The sequence below is a fragment of the Micromonospora sp. ABR4_055 genome, assembly GCF_056160425.1.
On record NZ_JBSWXD010000027.1, the window covers coordinates 34131 to 49349 of the forward strand.

Genomic DNA, 15219 nt, shown 5'->3' on the forward strand with positions numbered 1-15219 from the left:
TCGCTACCTGACGACAGTGACGTCCGCCGGCCGGGCCGGATAGCCCGCGACGACCGGCCATCTCCGCCACCCCGCGAAGCGGGACGACGGCGGTGGCCCCACCGCCCCGACCTTTGGCACTCCCGGTTGGCGAGTGCCAATCCTTGTTTAGCACTCTCCCCTGTCGAGTGCAAGCGAACAGCAACTTGCCGGCCCGACGTACCCCTTCGGGCCGCACGGCCGCCGACAGCGGTCGCGGTCAGGATCAGGTGAGCAGGATCGCCGGGCGGCGAGACGATGAAAGGCGCCGGCTCCACCAGGAGAACCGACGCCTTGCGGGTACGCAGACTGTGTCGACTAGGCGATGACCCGGACCCTCTCCGCCTGAGGACCCTTCTGCCCCTGAGCGATCTCGAACTCGACGCGCTGCCCGTCGTCGAGCGCCTTGTAGCCGTCCATCTCGATCGCGGAGAAGTGGACGAAGACGTCCTGCCCCCCGTCGACCGCGATGAAACCGTAGCCCTTCTCGCTGTTGAACCACTTCACGGTGCCCTGCGCCACGGTGCACTTCCTCACTTCTGTCGTGCCGGGCCTCTGCCGGCCCTCTGGTCGGCGCGTTCGCCGACCGAAGCCACCGATCGGGACTCCAGTGCGGGTGCCCGAGTACAGCAGCCGAAATCGCACGCTACACGAGGTCCGACGGCACCGCACTACCCCAAAAGGGGACATTAACCCCCAGTCAAGTCTCTCTGGCACCACATTTCGTTGACCACGTGTGTCCCGTACACCGCAGAACGTGAAGTCCGGACGGCATCGCGCGCCTGGCAGCCGGGCCGTCCGACGGCCGGACCGCACCGCGCCCCGACATGACCGCGCCCGCCAACGCCACCCGGTGGCCGCCGCCGTCGGGCTACTCATCGTGCTGTCGGCGTTCACCGGCGGCCTGCCCGGGGACGCCGGCAAACCACCGCCGCGCGAGCCGGGCTGGACCGTCGCCGACCAGGACCACGACCATCAGCGCAGCGTGTTGCTGCGCGCCGGGCCGGTGCCGACACCGACCGACGGATTCTTCTCCTGGGCGGCGCTGAACCGGCGTACCGGGCTGATCACCGGGTCACCGAACTTCACCGCACAGAGCGACACCATGTCGTTGATCAAGGTGTGGTTGGCCGCCGACGACCTGCGCCGCGCCGACGAACAGGGCCACATGCTCCGGACACCTCAGCTCGCCCAGCTGTCGTCGATCATCCGGGACAGCGACAATCCCGGCGCGGACGCCACCTACGACCGGGTCGGTGGCCAGGAGTCCATCGAGCGGATGGTACGGATCTGCGGACTGACCGACTCGGCCCCGGAGCGCGACCGGTGGAGCAACACGATCGTCTCCGCCCGCGATGTGACCAGGCTGGGGCGCTGCCTCGCCGACGGGCGGGCGGCCGGGCCGCAGTGGACACCGTGGCTGCTGTCCGAGATGCGCGCCGTCCGCGGTGCGGGCGACTTCGGCCCGCGGGACGCGCTCACCGCCGAGTACGCGGCCACCATCGCGATCAAGAATGGCTGGCTGCTGCGCGACGAGGACGGGCTCTGGCACGTCAGCTGCCTCGCGATCGGGGAGACCTGGGTGATCGGCGCGCTGGCCCGCTACCCCGGGCGGCACGGGCTCGACCACGGCATCGACTACTGCCGGGAACTCGGCACCGCCCTGCTGCTGGTGGCGTGACCCCGTTGCCGGCGAGGGCATGACCGTGGCGGCTGGTGGCGTGACCGGTACGGGCCGGGCCGAAGGCGGGATTCCGGTTGTCCGCCGGGCCGCGCCGGGCAAGCATGCCGGCATGGGAACTGGGACCGACACCGACCACGTCGTACCGCCGGTGGCCGCAGTCCGGCGGATCCGGGCCGACGACGCCGCCCGGATGCGCGCGCTGCGGCTGGAGATGCTCGCCGATTCGCCGCTGGCGTTCATCGAACGGCTCGCCGACGCGGCGGCCCGCCCGCTGCACGAGTACGCCGAGCGGGCAGCCCGGTCCGCCGTCGGTGACCTGATCGCCCAGTTCGTGGCCGAGACCGGACCGACATCGTTCGTGGCGCACGCGGGAGCACACGTCTGGCGCGACGACCCGTCGGTGTCCGTCCTGTTCGCCGTCTACATCAGCCCGGCCTGGCGCGGCCGGAGCCTGCTCGCCGAACTGGTAGACGCGGTCGCTGCCTGGTCACGTGCGGCCGGGCGGCCGGAGCTGCTGCTGGAGGTGGTGGTCGGCAACGACCGGGCGGTACGGGCGTACCAGCGGCTCGGCTTCGCCGACACCGGCGTACGCCTGCCGCACCCGACCCGGCCGGACCTGACCGAGTTGCAGATGCGCCGGCCGGCGTGACCGGCGGGCCGGCACGGGAGCCGACCCGACACCGGGCCGGCACGGGAGCCGACCCGGCTCCCGTGCTGCGCCGGGTCAGACGTGCCGGCGGGACTGGACGATCCGGAACCGGCCGGCGACGTACGCGCCGTCGGTCAACGCCGAGTTCGCCGCGGCGTTGGCACCGCTGGCGTGGAAGTCGGAGAAGGCCGCCGACTGGTTGACGAACACGCCGCCGGTGAGGTTCGCCGACAGGTGCACACCGACGTCCAGCGCGGCGGTCTCCACGTCGGCGAGCACCCGCTGGTCGGTCGAGTAGACGCCGGCGGTGAGCGCACCGCGGGCTGTGACCGTACGCCGGAATATCTCGACGCTGTGCGCGGTGGACGCGGTGGCGACGACGAAAGTGACCGGCCCGAACCACTCCCGGCCGTAGACGTCGTCGGCGTCCGCGTCGAGCTTGACGACCAGCGGGGTACGCACCACCGCGTCCGGGTAGGCCGGGTGGCTGATCTCCCGCGACTCCAGCACCGGTTCGCCGAGCTTGGCCGCTGCGGCGAGCCGGTCGAGGACCGCGTCGTCGACGATCGCGCCGATGAGCTCGACCGCCCGTGCCGGGTCGCCGGTCAGTTTGCCGATCGCGGCGGCGATGCCGTCGGCTACCTCGTCCGGGCTCTTGTGCCCCTGATCGGTCTCGATGCCGCCGGCCGGCACCAGGATGTTCTGCGGGGTGGTGCACATCTGGCCGCTGTAGAGCGAGAGGGAAAAGGCAATGTTGCGGCACATGCCGGCGAAGTCCGCCGTGGAGTCGACGATGATCGTGTTGACACCGGCCTTCTCGGTGTAGACGGTGGCCTGACGGGCGTTGGCCTCCAGCCAGTCGCCGTACTCGGTGGAGCCGGTGAAGTCGATGATCCGCACCTCGGGGCGGCCGGCGAGGACGGTCGCCAGCCGCTCGCCCGGCGCCTCGGCGGCGAGCTGCACCAGGTTCGGGTCGAAGCCGGCCTCGCTGAGCACCTCGCGGGCGTAGCGGACGGTGATCGCCAGCGGCAGCACCGCGCCGGGGTGCGGCTTGACCAGCACCGGGTTCCCGGTGACCAGGGAGGCGAACAGCCCCGGGTAGGAGTTCCAGGTCGGGAAGGTGTGGCAGCCGATGACCAGCGCGACGCCGCGCGGCACCACATGGAACGTCTTGGCCATCCGCAGCGGCTCGCCCCGACCGGTCGGCTTCTCCCAGCCGGCGGTCCGTGGGTGGCGGGTCATCTCGGCGTACGCGTAGGCGATGGCTTCCAGCGCGCGGTCCAGCGCGTGCGCCCCGCCGGCCTGGAACGCCATCACGAACGCCTGACCGGTGGTGAACTGCACCGCGTTGGCCAGCTCGAAACTGTGCTCGTGCAGCCGGGCGAGGATCTCCAGGCAGACGCCGGCCCGGCTGCGCGGGCCGGCGTCGCGCCAGGCGGGCAGCGCGGCTCGGGCGGCGGTGATCAGCTGGTCGGCGTCGGCGCGGGGGTACCGGGTGCCGAGGTCGATGCCGAACGGGCTGTCGTCGGTGGCGACCGGTTCGCCGGTGGCGGTGGGCTGGTCGAGGGGGAAATCCCTGCCCAGGTAGGCGCGGAAAGCCGCCGCGCCCTCGGCGGCGGCGTGTTCGCCGTAGATCCGAGGGCTCGGCGACTCGGGGTAGGCCGACCAGTAGTCGCGTTCGACGATCGCGGTCAGCGCGCGGGCCAGGGTGTCGGCGTGCGTGACGTACAGCGGGTGCGGGGTCTCCGTCATGCCGTCATCATGCCTCAGATGGTCTGCTGCCAGTTCTGCCAGATGTCGACCGCCCGGAAGCCGAGCGCCTCGTTGATCGCGATCATGTGCTGGTTGCTGTCGGCGTTCCAGGTGTCGATCACCCGCAGCGCCGGTTCGTGGCGCAACGTGAACCGCAGGTTCTCGATCTTGACGATGGTGCCCAGCCGGTGGCCGCGATGATCCGGGGCGACGATGGTGATCTGTTGGTAGGCGTGCCAGTCCGGTTCGGCCTGACGGGTGATGTTGCTCCAGGCGACGATCCGGCCGCTGTCCAGATGCCGGGTCACCGTGTGGTAGCTGCGGGTGCCAGCCGCCTCCCGGGCCAGATCCACTTCGTGGATCCGGTCGGCGTCGACCTTTTCCGGCTCCCACTCCAGGTCACCCATTGGCGAGTCGGTCACCATCCGCCCGTCCAGGTAGGCGAGATCGGCGCGGTAGTCCTCAGGGCAGGGTCCGACCCAGGTCAGCAACTCGTAGCCGGGGGCGCGGCGCCAGTCCTCGGCGAGCATCACGTCGAGCGCCGGCTGGTCGACCGCGTCGATTTCGAGCCGACGGCGCGCCTCGACCAGGGCCGATTTGACCCCCACGGCGAGGGCGAAGGCGGTCGGCGCCGGGTCGCGGGCGACGCCGCCGGGCATGGTGTCCGCCGAGTGCCCCATGATCCGGGTCCGGCCGACCTCCCGGGCCCGCCGCACGGCGTACGCGTACAGCGCGCGACCGATGCCGCGCCGCCGGTGCCCGGGAGGCACCTGGATGTCCACTCCGACGTTGTCGAGGTTGTCGAGCAGCGGGAACTCCATGGCGGTCAACCCGACCGGTACGCCGTCCACACTGGCCAGCGCGGCCTCGAACCGTACGCTGTGCCGCTGATGCCGCAGCAGGGCCTCGAACCACTGCCGGGGCGTCGGCGGTATGTCCGGGACGGAGGTGGCCGACCGCTTGATCTGGTACGCCTGCTCGAAGGCGGCCTCGTCGGCCGGATCCAGCGGGGTGATGGTGATGTCCATGCCGTCGAGCGTGACGGGGCGGGACCACCAGCGCGACCGAATTACCGGTCGGGGGATGTTGGTCGGGAGGACGCTCGCACAGCGCCTCCGGCGCCGTCGGTCGTTGGGACCCGGGGTTGAGATTGTTGCCAAGCTCGGTCGGGGCCCTTACGGCGAGTCGTCCTCCCGCACGGAGCATCCTGCGCCGTGCAAGTGCAGCCGTCAAGACCCCACCGGCGTATTCTCTCGACCTATGGCAAAACTCTGACTACGGACCGCACACGAACATCGGCTGATCAGCGTAGGCCGATCAGCCGATTCAGTGGAGGGTGCGCTGGTCAGAAGGTCAGCCGAGCAGCCCTGCCTCACGAACCGAACGCAACGACGGTTTCACCCGATGAGTAGGGCCGACCTGCCCGGCGACCGCGTCGATGGTTTTCAGGCCTTCGCCGGTGTTGTAGACGACCGTCTCGGCGGCCGGGTCCAGCCGTCCACTGCCGACCAGCTTCTTCAGCACCGCCGTGGTCACCCCACCGGCCGTCTCGGCGAACACACCGGTGGTCCGGGCCAGCAGCCGGATCCCCGCCCGGATCTCGTCGTCGTCGGCGTAGTCCATCCAGCCACCGGTGCGCCGCACCGCCTCCAACGCGTACAGACCGGCGGCCGGGTCGCCGATGTTGAGCGACTTGGCGATCCCGGTCGGCTTCACCGGCACGATCTGGTCGGTGTCGCGGTGCAGCGCGGTCGCGATCGGGTTGCAACCGGCGGACTGAGCGCCGAACACCCGCCAGCCGTTCGCTGGCGCGTCGACCAGACCGATCTCGACCAGCTCGGTGAACGCCTTGTCCACCTTGGTGAGCAGTTCACCGCTGGCCATCGGGATCACCACCTGCTCGGGGATCCGCCAGCCGAGCTGCTCGGCCACCTCGTAGCCGAGCGTCTTGGACCCCTCCGCGTAGTACGGCCGCACGTTGACGTTGACGAACGCGGTGTCCTCGAACTCGTCGGTCTCCACCAGTTCGCTGCAAAGCCGGTTCACGTCGTCGTAGGAGCCCTCGATCGCGACCAGTTCACCGCCGTACACCGCGGTTGTGACGATCTTGCCGGGCTCCAGGTCGCCGGGGATGAAGACGATCGACGGTACGCCGGCGCGGGCGGCGTGCGCAGCGACCGAGTTGGCCAGGTTACCAGTGGAGGCGCAGGCAAACCGGGAGAAACCGAGCGTACGGGCAGCGGTGAGCGCCACCGAAACGACCCGGTCCTTGAACGAGTGGGTCGGGTTGGCGCTGTCGTCCTTGACCCACAGCGGCGCCCGGATGCCGAGCTCGGCGGCGAGCGCGGCGGCCGGGACGAGGGGGGTGAAGCCGGGATCCAGGCTGACCCGGGTGGCCGGGTCCTGACCGGCGGGCAGCAGCGGGGCGTACCGCCAGATGTTGGCCGGGCCCGCCTCGATGTCGGCCCGGGTGACGCGGGCGAGAGCCGCTGGGTCGTAGCCGACCTCCAGCGGCCCGAAACACTCGTAACAGGCGTGCTGCGCGGCGAGCGGGTATTCGGCACCACAGCCGCGACAGACCAGGACACGGGCCGGGCTGGTGGTGCTCACCGGGGCGGAGTCAGGGCTGGTGGTGCTCGCGTCGATCAGCGACGTCATGGCGGCTGTCCTCTCATCTTTCCCTGCGCCGCGCGGTGCGACGGGGACGGAATTGGCACCTGCCCCGGCTGGCCGATTGCGACCGGCGCGACGGGTGGGGGTGGTTGCCGGGGCTTCATCGGGCCGTGTCCCTCTGCCCCTCTGGATGAGGTATGAAGTTGTGTTTCCAGCGAGTGTACGGGCGCTGGTCGGACCGGGCACCCGGCGATCCCAGGGTGTGAGCAAGCCCGCACCGGCCGCCACCGAACGTCGACCGGGCGCGACCGGGCGCGACCGGCCGTCACACCGGGCGGGCTCGACGCAACCAGTCCCAGGCCTGCTGCTCCGCGCCGGCGTGGAAGTGCCGCAGCTCGATCGGCGTCATCGCGTCCGAGGCCCGGGTCACCCACTCGGCCACCCGGTTGCCGCCGACCACCGCAGCCCGGTCGATGTCGGTCAGATGCTCCCGGGCAAACCGTAACCGGTCATCGATCGCCGACAGCTCCATACCCGGCAGTCCGTCGTCCGGCAGCCGGCCGAGGACCGAGACCGAGCCGTACTCGGCGATCGCCGCCCGCAGCTCCCGGTACAGGTCCTGGTACTCCTGCTCGGTCAGCTTCCCGGCCACTTCGTAACCGAGCACGTTCCCTTCCTGCCCGATCCTGGTAATCATCCCCGTTCCTTCCCTGCCGCCGTCCGGGTCCCGGATGCCGCCCGGGTCGACGACCCGGCACGGCCGTCCACTGCCGTTCCCGGCAGGCGACCTTGCACACCTACGAGCCCGCCGTCGTCAGGTGAGCCCGCCGTCGTCAGCCGCCGCCCGCACCTGCGCGAGGACCTCGTCGAGCAGCTGCGGAGCCGCAGCGATCGTCGCGAACGAGTCGAGGCTGTGCGGCGTACCGTCGATGTCGACGACGGCGGCACCCGCCTCTCGGGCGATCAACGTGCCGGCGGCCATGTCCCACGGCTTGTTCGACAGGGCGATCGACACATCGGTACGACCGTCGGCCACCCAGACCAGGTCGATCGCGGCGGAGCCGAGCATCCGCACCCGCAGCGCGCCCCGGGCCATCCGCTGGGTGAGCGCGAACCGGGCGGCGTTGCGCTCCGCGGCTTCGTCGCCCACCGCGAAGTCGCCGAGATTGACCAACGCGTCGGGCAGCCGCGTCGTGCCCCGCACCCGGATCGGCCGGTCGTCGCGCCACGCGCCCCCGCCGAGAGTCGCGGTGTACCGGCCGCCCAGTAACGGCAACTCGATCACCCCGACCACCGGACGCCGGTCCCGGACCAGGGCCAACGACACCCCGCACAGCGGTACGCCGTGCGCGAAGTTGACCGTGCCGTCGACCGGATCCAGCACCCACTGAGGCCCGTCGCCGACCCCGGAGACGCCTTCCTCCTCGCCGAGGAACCCGACGTGCGGGGTGGCGTCGGCCAGGAAGGCACGCAGCTCCCGTTCGACAGCGAGATCCACCTCGGACGCGTAGTCCCGGTCACCCTTGCCGGCCAGGTGTCCGGGCTCACGGGTACGGATCAGCTCGGCACCGCGTGCGGTGGCCTGTGTCGCGATCGTGAGCAGGTCGTCCAGGGCAAGCGGATCGTCAGCCATGCCGCCAACCCTAGACAGGCCACCAGCCCTGCAACCCTAGACACACCACCAACCGGGACACACCACCAACCGGGACAGCCGGTCGACCGCTGGTCAGAAGCTCGACGCGTACCCGCGGCTCGACTCGATCGCGCTCTGCGCGAGGGCGGCCGCTTCGGCCAGCTTCTGCTTGGCCTGCTCGACCTTGGCGATCGTCTCGGCCACCTGCGAGTGGCTGGACCCGCTGGTGATCGCCCGCAGCGCGGCCCCGCTGGTACTCAGCGCCTCCGCACTCGCCCGGATCGCCCCGACCTGCTGGCCGAGCTCGTCACCGAACCGGGCGACTCCCGCCTTGACCTCTTCAACCGAGCTCACGCCTGAACCCTCCCCATCGGACGACCACCGGACCGGTACGACGCTACCGGAGCTGAGCCACTGTCGAAGTCCACCGACCAGACGACACAATCACGGAGAGTGGTCGCAGCAAGTCAAGATGTAGCAACGGTGAAGGCGTAGTAACAGCCGGTGGGCGCTGGTCCCGGCCACCCATCCGACCCGTCGGTACACCATTCGATGATCACCGACGGCAACGGTAGGGTAGGCCCGGCCGTGTGGGGCAGACCACGCTCAAAGGTCACACTCGAAGGTATGGAGTCGCTGTGGGACAGGGTCACAGTCAGGTATCCGCGCTGATCGAGTCGGATCACCGACGCCCGGTCGGGCCGGTCCGTCCAGTCGGGCCGGTACTGCGCAGGCGCGACGTCGCCAGCGGGTACACCGGGGCGACTGTCGAACACGCGCTGCGGCGGTTCATGCAGCTGGGCTCGGTCGAGATCGACGACCACGACACCGGCCCGGGACTGTCCCGGGTCGGCCGCCGCTGACGAGCACCGGAGCCGGCCCAGCCGGCCCGGCTCCGGGGCGACCGCCATGACGGCGGCCGTCTGGGCCCGCGCGGACCTGCGCCGACGCGCCGTCCTGTTGCTGCGGTTCGGCTGGACCGAGGCGAAGTCGTGCGGCTTCGCGGTCGCGGTCTTCACCTGTCTGGCGCTGACATCGGTGGTCCCGCTGCCGGTCTCCCGCTACGACGCGCTGCTGATCTGTATGGTCGCGCTGACGATCGGGGTTGTGGCGCATCGGCTGGGTCGTACCCGGAGGATGCGCTGACCCAGGTCGCCGGGGTGCCGCTCTACTCCGTTTCATGTACGGGGCGGTCGGCTCCTATATCTGTCAGGCGTGGCGCCGCTTCGACCTACGGGTGACCCGCTACCCGGCGATGGCGGTGACCGGGCTCGCCGTCGCGGTCTACGTCAACTTCTTCACCCACCACGTCCTGCCCGACGCCCGCTGGGTGATCGCGGTGCTGCTGCTGATCGCGCTCCGCCGGACCTGGGTGCACTACACCGTCGGCGACGCCCGGCTACGGATGCCACTGGCTCTGGCGTTCGTGCTGATCGGCTTCTTCCTGTGGGTCGCCGAGAACATCGCCACGTTCCTCGGCGCCTGGACCTACCCGGACCAGCAGCACGTCTGGACGTTCGTGCACGCTGGCAAGTTCGGCTCCTGGGCGCTGCTGGTGACGCTGTCGTTCGTCCTGGTCGCGTCGGTGAAGGCGACCGAGGGGCGGCTGTACGGCGACCGCCCTCGGCCAAGCGTCACGACCCGGTCGGACTGACCGGCACCCGGTCGCAGGTCACCGGCAGACCCGCCGGCATCCAACAGCCACCCGGCGAGTGTTCCCGTGCCCGACAGCATCTCCACACAGGAACACCCGCGCGGTCCGGGTCGACTACCGGGTCACTCCCAGCGAATCTTGACGCAGTTGCCGGTGGTGTAGCTGCCGTTGTCGTGCTGCGCCAGTTCGTGGGCCGAGTTCGCGATCCGGGCACACACCTTCGGCTGTTCGCCGATCGCGTTGATGAACGCCCGGTCGTTCGTCCAGACCACCGACGGGTTCTGGTCCTCGACGTACCAGGATCCCCGCTGGCCGTCGGGGACGTGGCTGCCCATCACGTGGTCCGGCGGGGTGGTGCCGTCGCTGCCGTAGATGTGCAGGTGCCATCCGCCGTTGGTGGACGGCTGGTTCCCGCCGAACTCGGCCTCGTACTCCACGGTCAGTTTGCCGCCGGCGACCCGCGCCGAGGTGAGACAGACCCAGGTCCAGTTGCTCTTGATCTCGTCGGTGCACTGCTCGTCGGCCGGGATCTGCGGCGTTTCCGGCTCCGGCTCACCGGTCTGCTCCGGCTGCTGGTCCTGCGGCTGTTCCGCTCCGGTGTCCTGACCAGGATCGTCCACGCCGTTGGCCACCGGCTGGCCGTCGTCGCCCTGTCCGCTGGTCAGCGCGTAGGTGACCCCGCCGCCGGTGAACAGCACCACCAACACGGCGGCGGCCACGATCAGCGGCCCCCGGCCACGCTTCGCCGACGGTTTCTCCCCACCGCGCCGCCCCGGGGAGTCTTCAGTGCCGATGGAGTTCGCCGAAGCGAAGGTCTCGGTACGGGACGGATAGCCGCTGCCGGCGTCCGGGCTGCCGCGTCCGACGGAGGCGACGCCAGTGACGCCAGCCGGCGGCGACGACGTGCGGTAGCCCGCCGCGGAGACCGGCGCGGTCGGCGCGGTCGGCGGGACCGGCGCGGTCGGCGGCACCCGGTAGGTGCCGGTCGCCGCAGCCGCCGCAGCCGCCGCAGCCGGCGGAGCCGGCGGAGCCGGGGTCTGGGTCGGGGCGGGCCCGGCCGGCATCGTCTGGCCGGTCAGCTCCGCGGCGGCCAGCCAGGCGGCGCCGAGCGAGACCGAGTACTTGGGGTGCGCGTCGACCGCCACCGGCCGGCCCAGCTCGGAGCCGACCAGCTGGGAGACGATCGGCATCCGCGACGAGCCACCGACCAGCAGCACCGAGTGCACCTGTTCCGGCGAGCAGCCGGCGGACCGTACGGCCCGGTGCAGCGCCTCGATCGAGCCGTGCAGTACCGGGCGGACCATCGCCTCGAGCTCGGCTCGGGTGAGCCGGATCTCGGTGGAGATGTTGGGCAGCAGCACCGGGATCGAGGTGTCGGTGTCCGACGACAGCGCCTCCTTGGCCTGGATGCACTCGTCGCGCAGCCGGGCGACGGCGGCGATCGCCGCCGGATCCTCCTCGTCGAGCTCTTCGAGTTTCCCGCCGAGCGTTGCCCGGACATGGTTGAACACCGCTGCGTCGAAGTCGATGCCGCCGAGGCGTTCGATGCCCTCCGGCTGGCCCATGATCTCGAAGCCGGTGGGGGTCTTGCGCAGCATCGCCGCGTCGAAGGTGCCACCACCCAGGTCGTAGACGGCGACGATGGAGCCCGGCTCGATCCGCTGCTGCTCGGCATAGTTGATCGCTGCGGCGGCGGGCTCGGTGGTGTAGGTCACCGGCACATCGAGGTTGGCCATCCGCACCGCTTGGCGCAGCAGGTCGAGCTTGTACGGCCCCCAGTTGGCCGGGTGCGAGACGCAGATCGCCGCAGGGAAGCTACCCTCTCGGCGGGCCACCTCCTCCACCACCGACCGTAGCAACCGGGACATCAACGCTTCGGCCGACTGCGGTACGCCGCCGAGCAGGATCGGGGTGGTGTCGCCGAGCCGCCGCTTGAACTCGCGGGCCACCCGCTGCGGCTCGGAGAGCCCACGACGGTGCGCCGCCTCGCCGGTGAGGAACGTTTCGTCCTGCCGCAGCAGCACCACGGATGGGATCGCGGAGCTCCGGCCGCCGAGTGAGACGGTCTCCACCCGGCCTTCCCGCCAGATCGCTGCCGCCGTGAACGTTGTGCCGAGGTCAATGCCGAGTGCGTACATCAGGGTTGCTCCGATGAAGTTTGTGGAGACAGGTATGGCCGGGTCTGGGTAGCCGACCGGTGGTGTGCCGCACACCACAAGGTCGGATCACTGTTGAAAACGGTAGTGGTACGTGGCGAACGTCCGGCGGCACCGCTGGGCCGGCTGACCCCGGCCAGGCACCCGGTCACCGGGATCGCCGCTGGTCGGCGATGATGCCCTCGCAGGACCGGACCGCCACCCGGGCGGCCACCGCCAGTTCGTACGGGGTCATCGGGCTTTCGGCGCGCCGCTGCCAACGGCCCAGCGCTTCGACCGCGCCCTCGGTCACCTCGGCGGTGGTCGCGTCGGCCGGCAGCCGCAGCCGTTGCTGCGCCGCCGCGCCGGAGCCGCCGATCACCTGCTCGAGCTCGGCGACGACCGCGGGCTTGCCGGTGATCCAGCCGGCCCGCAGGCTGGACAGCACGCGCAGCTCGTTGAACGGGTGCGCCGAGGCGATGATCTCCTCGACCGCGCCGGCTACCTGCTCACTGCCGGGTCGGTCACAGAGCCGGGTGACGTCGGCGAGCGCCAGCAGCGCCGACCGGGACTTGAGCACGTCCCGACGCTCGAAGAACAGTGAGCCGAGGACCTCGCGCAGCTGGGTGAGCCCGCTGCGCTCGGTCAACTCCTGGGAAAGTTCGGTGGCGGTCGCCGCGCCGTTGTGTCGCAGCATCGCGACGGACAGCCGCAGGCCGAACATGCCGAGCCGGGCCAGCAGTGCTTCCCGTTCGATCGTGGTCAGCCCGAGTTCGGGCATGTTCTGCACGAACCGGTCGGCGGAGAGCAGCAGCTGTTCGGCCTGGGCCACCGGCAGTTCGGCGACCCGGCGTAGTTGCGCGACCTCCACTTCGGTCAACGTCGCGGCGGTCTCGGCGAGCAGACCGGCAACCGGGACGACCGACTGCACCAGCCGTCGCACGTTCGCGTCGGTGCTCAGCCGTTCGGCGATCCGCCGGGCGGACGCCATCGCGTCGAGGCGGCCGACGCCGATCTCGTCGGCCCGGGACAGGATGCCGATGGCGTTGACCGGGTTGGGCCGGGACACCTCCACGTCGTGGAAGGCCCGCAGGAAGTCGACGTCGTTGGAGTGCAGGTGGCGCATCAGGTAGACGACGGCGTCTGCCGGGGTCTCCTCCTCGTCCGGGACGAGCAGGTCCCAGGCGCGCCGGGAAGTCTGCTCGGAGAGCGAACCGATACCGGGGGTATCGATGAGCGTCACGTTACGCAGGGCCTGCGAAGGCCAGGTGATGTCCAGCTGCGCGACGTCGTCGACGGACAGGTCGCCCAGGTCGACATCGATCGCGCCGTCCTCGCGGGTGAACCGGAGCTGTCGTGGCTCGCCCTGGGTGGGCGTCGCCAGCACCCGGTAGGTATGTCCGTCCTGGTACCAGGTGACTATCCGGGTGCACTCCCCGGCGTCGGTCGGGGCCAGCCGGTCACCGACCAGCGCGTTGAGCAAGGTGGACTTGCCCGCTTTGACCCGACCGGCGATGGCCACTCGCAGCGGCTCGTCGAGCCGGTCGCGGACGGCGCTGAGCCGCCGCTCGTATGCGGTGCCCCGGTAGACCTCGACGGCGTCGCCGAGCACGCTGCGGGTCCGGTCGATCAGACTCATCCGGTCACCGCCGGTGACCGTGGCCTGGGGATATGACTACAGACCAACTCGGACTGCACATTTCTCACACCGCTACTTTCTAGTCCGCCGGGGATGTGTCCTGTTGTCTCACTCGTCGGAGTCGGTCACCGGTACCGGACCGACCCGCAGATTCACCCGGGCGACCCTGTCGATCAACGAGTTGCTGACCGGCTGAACAGCCCAGCCGGGAGACACAGCACAGCTGACCACGCGCACGTTCGGCGGCCGGCGGAACGCACGTTCGGGGTACGGCACACTCAGCGCCCAGGTCGGGCCGAGAGTACACGGTACACGCGTACGGGGTCAGGCCATGCGTCGGCCTGCGGAGCCGTCCGTACACTGCCTCACTGACACGGGCAAGGAGGGGCTGCACCGGTGACTGTCGTGGTGGGTGTGGACGGTTCCGGGCGATCGCGGCGGCTAGGCGAGATCGCCGCAGCCGCCGGCCGACCGGCCGTACGCGTGTCGCCCGCGACAACCGACGACCTGCAGGTTCTTCTCGATCAGGCCCGAGCTGACGGCGCCCTGGTCCTGGTCGACGACGCACACCACCTGGAGCCAGCGATCTTACGGTCACTGACCGTGGCTGCTTACGGCGGGGTGTCGATGGCGATCGCCCGCCGTCCCACGATCATCGGCCCGGAACTCGCCGACCTGGACGAGGCAGTCTCCGGGCAGGGCCCGGTCGAGCAGCTCGGCCCACTCGCACCGGCCGCCCTGGCCGAGCTGGCAGAGGAGGTTCTCGGCCGACCGGCCACAGCGGAACAGCTGCACGCGCTCCAGGTTGCCTCCGCCGGGCTGGCCGCTGTCGCCGTCGCGGTCGCCGCCGACCCGGCCGGTACGCCGCCCGCCCTGGTAGCCCGGCTACAACGTCGATTCGCCACCGCCGGACGCGGTGTCGCCGGACTGGCCGCAGTCCTGGCTCTCGGTCTGGACCTGGCCGACGACGTGGTCTGCGCCGCGACCGGCCTGGACCCGGCCGAGGCGGCCGCCACGATGCGGTCGCTGCGCGACGAGGGACTGCTCACCCCCGACGGAGAACGGATGATCCCGGCGGTCGCCCGGGCGTTGCTGTTCGACCTGCCCCCGTCGGAGCGCCGTCGGCTGCACGAGACCGTGGCCACGGCGCTGCTGGCCACCGGTGCCGACCCAGTCCGCGCCGCCGGACAGCTACGCGCCGCGCGGGCCCGGACCCCGACCGCCGCCGACGTCTACCGGCAGGCCGGCGACCGGTTGCGGTTTACCGACCCGGGCAGCGCGCTGACCTGGTACGACGACGCGCTGGACGCCGGCGCCGAGCCATCCACCGTGGCCGCCGGGCGGGCCGAGGCGGCCACCCTGCTGGGGGTGCCGGTCGACCTGGACGGGCCAGCTGCGGCACCGGCCCTGTCTCTTCTCCCCACCCTACGCTTCCGACGACC

At 70.9% G+C, this 15219-nt stretch carries 14 protein-coding genes, 1 pseudogene and 1 riboswitch; of the genes and pseudogenes, 6 read left to right on the forward strand and 9 right to left on the reverse strand.

Going from position 1 to position 15219, the window contains the following annotated elements:
• Positions 1-336: 336 nt before the first annotated feature.
• Entirely contained in the window at positions 337-540 is a 204-nt protein-coding gene (locus ACXAHD_RS09540; RefSeq protein WP_067305333.1) for a cold-shock protein, read from the reverse strand.
• Between the two features lie 235 nt (positions 541-775).
• On the opposite strand from ACXAHD_RS09540, the gene ACXAHD_RS09545 reads away from it, so the two are divergent.
• Together ACXAHD_RS09545 and ACXAHD_RS09550 are read left to right on the forward strand one after the other, a co-directional pair.
• Positions 776-1699: a serine hydrolase gene (locus ACXAHD_RS09545; protein ID WP_475049831.1), complete on the forward strand. Its 924-nt coding sequence runs from the start codon at positions 776-778 to the stop codon at positions 1697-1699.
• 112 nt (positions 1700-1811) lie between these two features.
• Positions 1812-2351, forward strand: coding sequence for a GNAT family N-acetyltransferase (locus ACXAHD_RS09550; protein WP_281552969.1), 540 nt, complete (start codon positions 1812-1814; stop codon positions 2349-2351).
• A gap of 75 nt (positions 2352-2426) precedes the next feature.
• On the opposite strand, the gene paaN is transcribed toward ACXAHD_RS09550, so the two are convergent.
• The 6 genes from paaN to ACXAHD_RS09580 all read right to left on the reverse strand — a co-directional run bounded on the left by paaN (position 2427) and on the right by ACXAHD_RS09580 (position 8703).
• Complete coding sequence (paaN, locus tag ACXAHD_RS09555) at positions 2427-4103, reverse strand: phenylacetic acid degradation protein PaaN (protein WP_281552968.1); 1677 nt, start codon at positions 4101-4103, stop codon at positions 2427-2429.
• Positions 4104-4117: 14 nt separating this feature from the next.
• Positions 4118-5131 (reverse strand): N-acetyltransferase family protein, encoded by a 1014-nt coding sequence (locus ACXAHD_RS09560; RefSeq protein ID WP_475049835.1) that lies wholly within the window; start codon positions 5129-5131, stop codon positions 4118-4120.
• Positions 5132-5456: 325 nt separating this feature from the next.
• Positions 5457-6761: a threonine synthase gene (gene thrC, locus ACXAHD_RS09565; RefSeq protein WP_282232437.1), complete on the reverse strand. Its 1305-nt coding sequence runs from the start codon at positions 6759-6761 to the stop codon at positions 5457-5459.
• 10 nt (positions 6762-6771) lie between these two features.
• A riboswitch (SAM riboswitch) is annotated at positions 6772-6913 on the reverse strand.
• Between the two features lie 128 nt (positions 6914-7041).
• The gene (locus ACXAHD_RS09570; RefSeq protein ID WP_281552965.1) at positions 7042-7413 is read right to left on the reverse strand and encodes a SpoIIAA family protein; all 372 of its coding nucleotides are present in this window, start codon (positions 7411-7413) and stop codon (positions 7042-7044) included.
• A gap of 117 nt (positions 7414-7530) precedes the next feature.
• Positions 7531-8349, reverse strand: a complete 819-nt coding sequence (locus ACXAHD_RS09575) for an inositol monophosphatase family protein (protein ID WP_281552964.1) — start codon at positions 8347-8349, stop codon at positions 7531-7533.
• Between the two features lie 93 nt (positions 8350-8442).
• The gene (locus ACXAHD_RS09580; protein WP_278171781.1) at positions 8443-8703 is read right to left on the reverse strand and encodes a hypothetical protein; all 261 of its coding nucleotides are present in this window, start codon (positions 8701-8703) and stop codon (positions 8443-8445) included.
• A gap of 284 nt (positions 8704-8987) precedes the next feature.
• Between ACXAHD_RS09580 and ACXAHD_RS09585 the strand changes: the two genes are divergently transcribed.
• The 3 genes from ACXAHD_RS09585 to ACXAHD_RS09595 are packed head-to-tail and all read left to right on the forward strand — an operon-like array spanning position 8988 to position 10003.
• Complete coding sequence (locus ACXAHD_RS09585) at positions 8988-9212, forward strand: hypothetical protein (RefSeq protein ID WP_475049838.1); 225 nt, start codon at positions 8988-8990, stop codon at positions 9210-9212.
• A 46-nt stretch (positions 9213-9258) separates the two neighbouring features.
• Positions 9259-9495, forward strand: coding sequence for a DUF817 family protein (locus ACXAHD_RS09590; RefSeq protein ID WP_475049841.1), 237 nt, complete (start codon positions 9259-9261; stop codon positions 9493-9495).
• A gap of 34 nt (positions 9496-9529) precedes the next feature.
• Entirely contained in the window at positions 9530-10003 is a 474-nt protein-coding gene (locus ACXAHD_RS09595; RefSeq protein ID WP_281552960.1) for a DUF817 family protein, read from the forward strand.
• 122 nt (positions 10004-10125) lie between these two features.
• On the opposite strand, the gene ACXAHD_RS09600 is transcribed toward ACXAHD_RS09595, so the two are convergent.
• A complete protein-coding gene (locus ACXAHD_RS09600) occupies positions 10126-12141 on the reverse strand; it encodes an Hsp70 family protein (RefSeq protein ID WP_475049843.1) in 2016 nt (671 codons plus the stop codon).
• A gap of 166 nt (positions 12142-12307) precedes the next feature.
• A complete protein-coding gene (locus ACXAHD_RS09605) occupies positions 12308-13777 on the reverse strand; it encodes a dynamin family protein (RefSeq protein ID WP_475049845.1) in 1470 nt (489 codons plus the stop codon).
• Positions 13778-14173: 396 nt separating this feature from the next.
• Here ACXAHD_RS09605 and ACXAHD_RS09610 point away from each other — a divergent pair.
• A pseudogene (locus ACXAHD_RS09610) lies at positions 14174-15219 on the forward strand (LuxR family transcriptional regulator); the annotation flags it as partial.

Excerpts from the sequence above, each read along its gene's own strand:
- ACXAHD_RS09550 (WP_281552969.1), top strand. The coding sequence starts at position 1,812 with ATGGGAACTGGGACCGACACCGACCACGTCGTACCGCCGGTGGCCGCA.
- paaN (WP_281552968.1), bottom strand. The coding sequence starts at position 4,103 with ATGACGGAGACCCCGCACCCGCTGTACGTCACGCACGCCGACACCCTG.
- ACXAHD_RS09560 (WP_475049835.1), bottom strand. The coding sequence starts at position 5,131 with ATGGACATCACCATCACCCCGCTGGATCCGGCCGACGAGGCCGCCTTC.
- thrC (WP_282232437.1), bottom strand. The coding sequence starts at position 6,761 with ATGACGTCGCTGATCGACGCGAGCACCACCAGCCCTGACTCCGCCCCG.
- ACXAHD_RS09570 (WP_281552965.1), bottom strand. The coding sequence starts at position 7,413 with ATGATTACCAGGATCGGGCAGGAAGGGAACGTGCTCGGTTACGAAGTG.
- ACXAHD_RS09575 (WP_281552964.1), bottom strand. The coding sequence starts at position 8,349 with ATGGCTGACGATCCGCTTGCCCTGGACGACCTGCTCACGATCGCGACA.
- ACXAHD_RS09590 (WP_475049841.1), top strand. The coding sequence starts at position 9,259 with ATGACGGCGGCCGTCTGGGCCCGCGCGGACCTGCGCCGACGCGCCGTC.
- ACXAHD_RS09595 (WP_281552960.1), top strand. The coding sequence starts at position 9,530 with ATGTACGGGGCGGTCGGCTCCTATATCTGTCAGGCGTGGCGCCGCTTC.
- ACXAHD_RS09600 (WP_475049843.1), bottom strand. The coding sequence starts at position 12,141 with ATGTACGCACTCGGCATTGACCTCGGCACAACGTTCACGGCGGCAGCG.
- ACXAHD_RS09605 (WP_475049845.1), bottom strand. The coding sequence starts at position 13,777 with ATGAGTCTGATCGACCGGACCCGCAGCGTGCTCGGCGACGCCGTCGAG.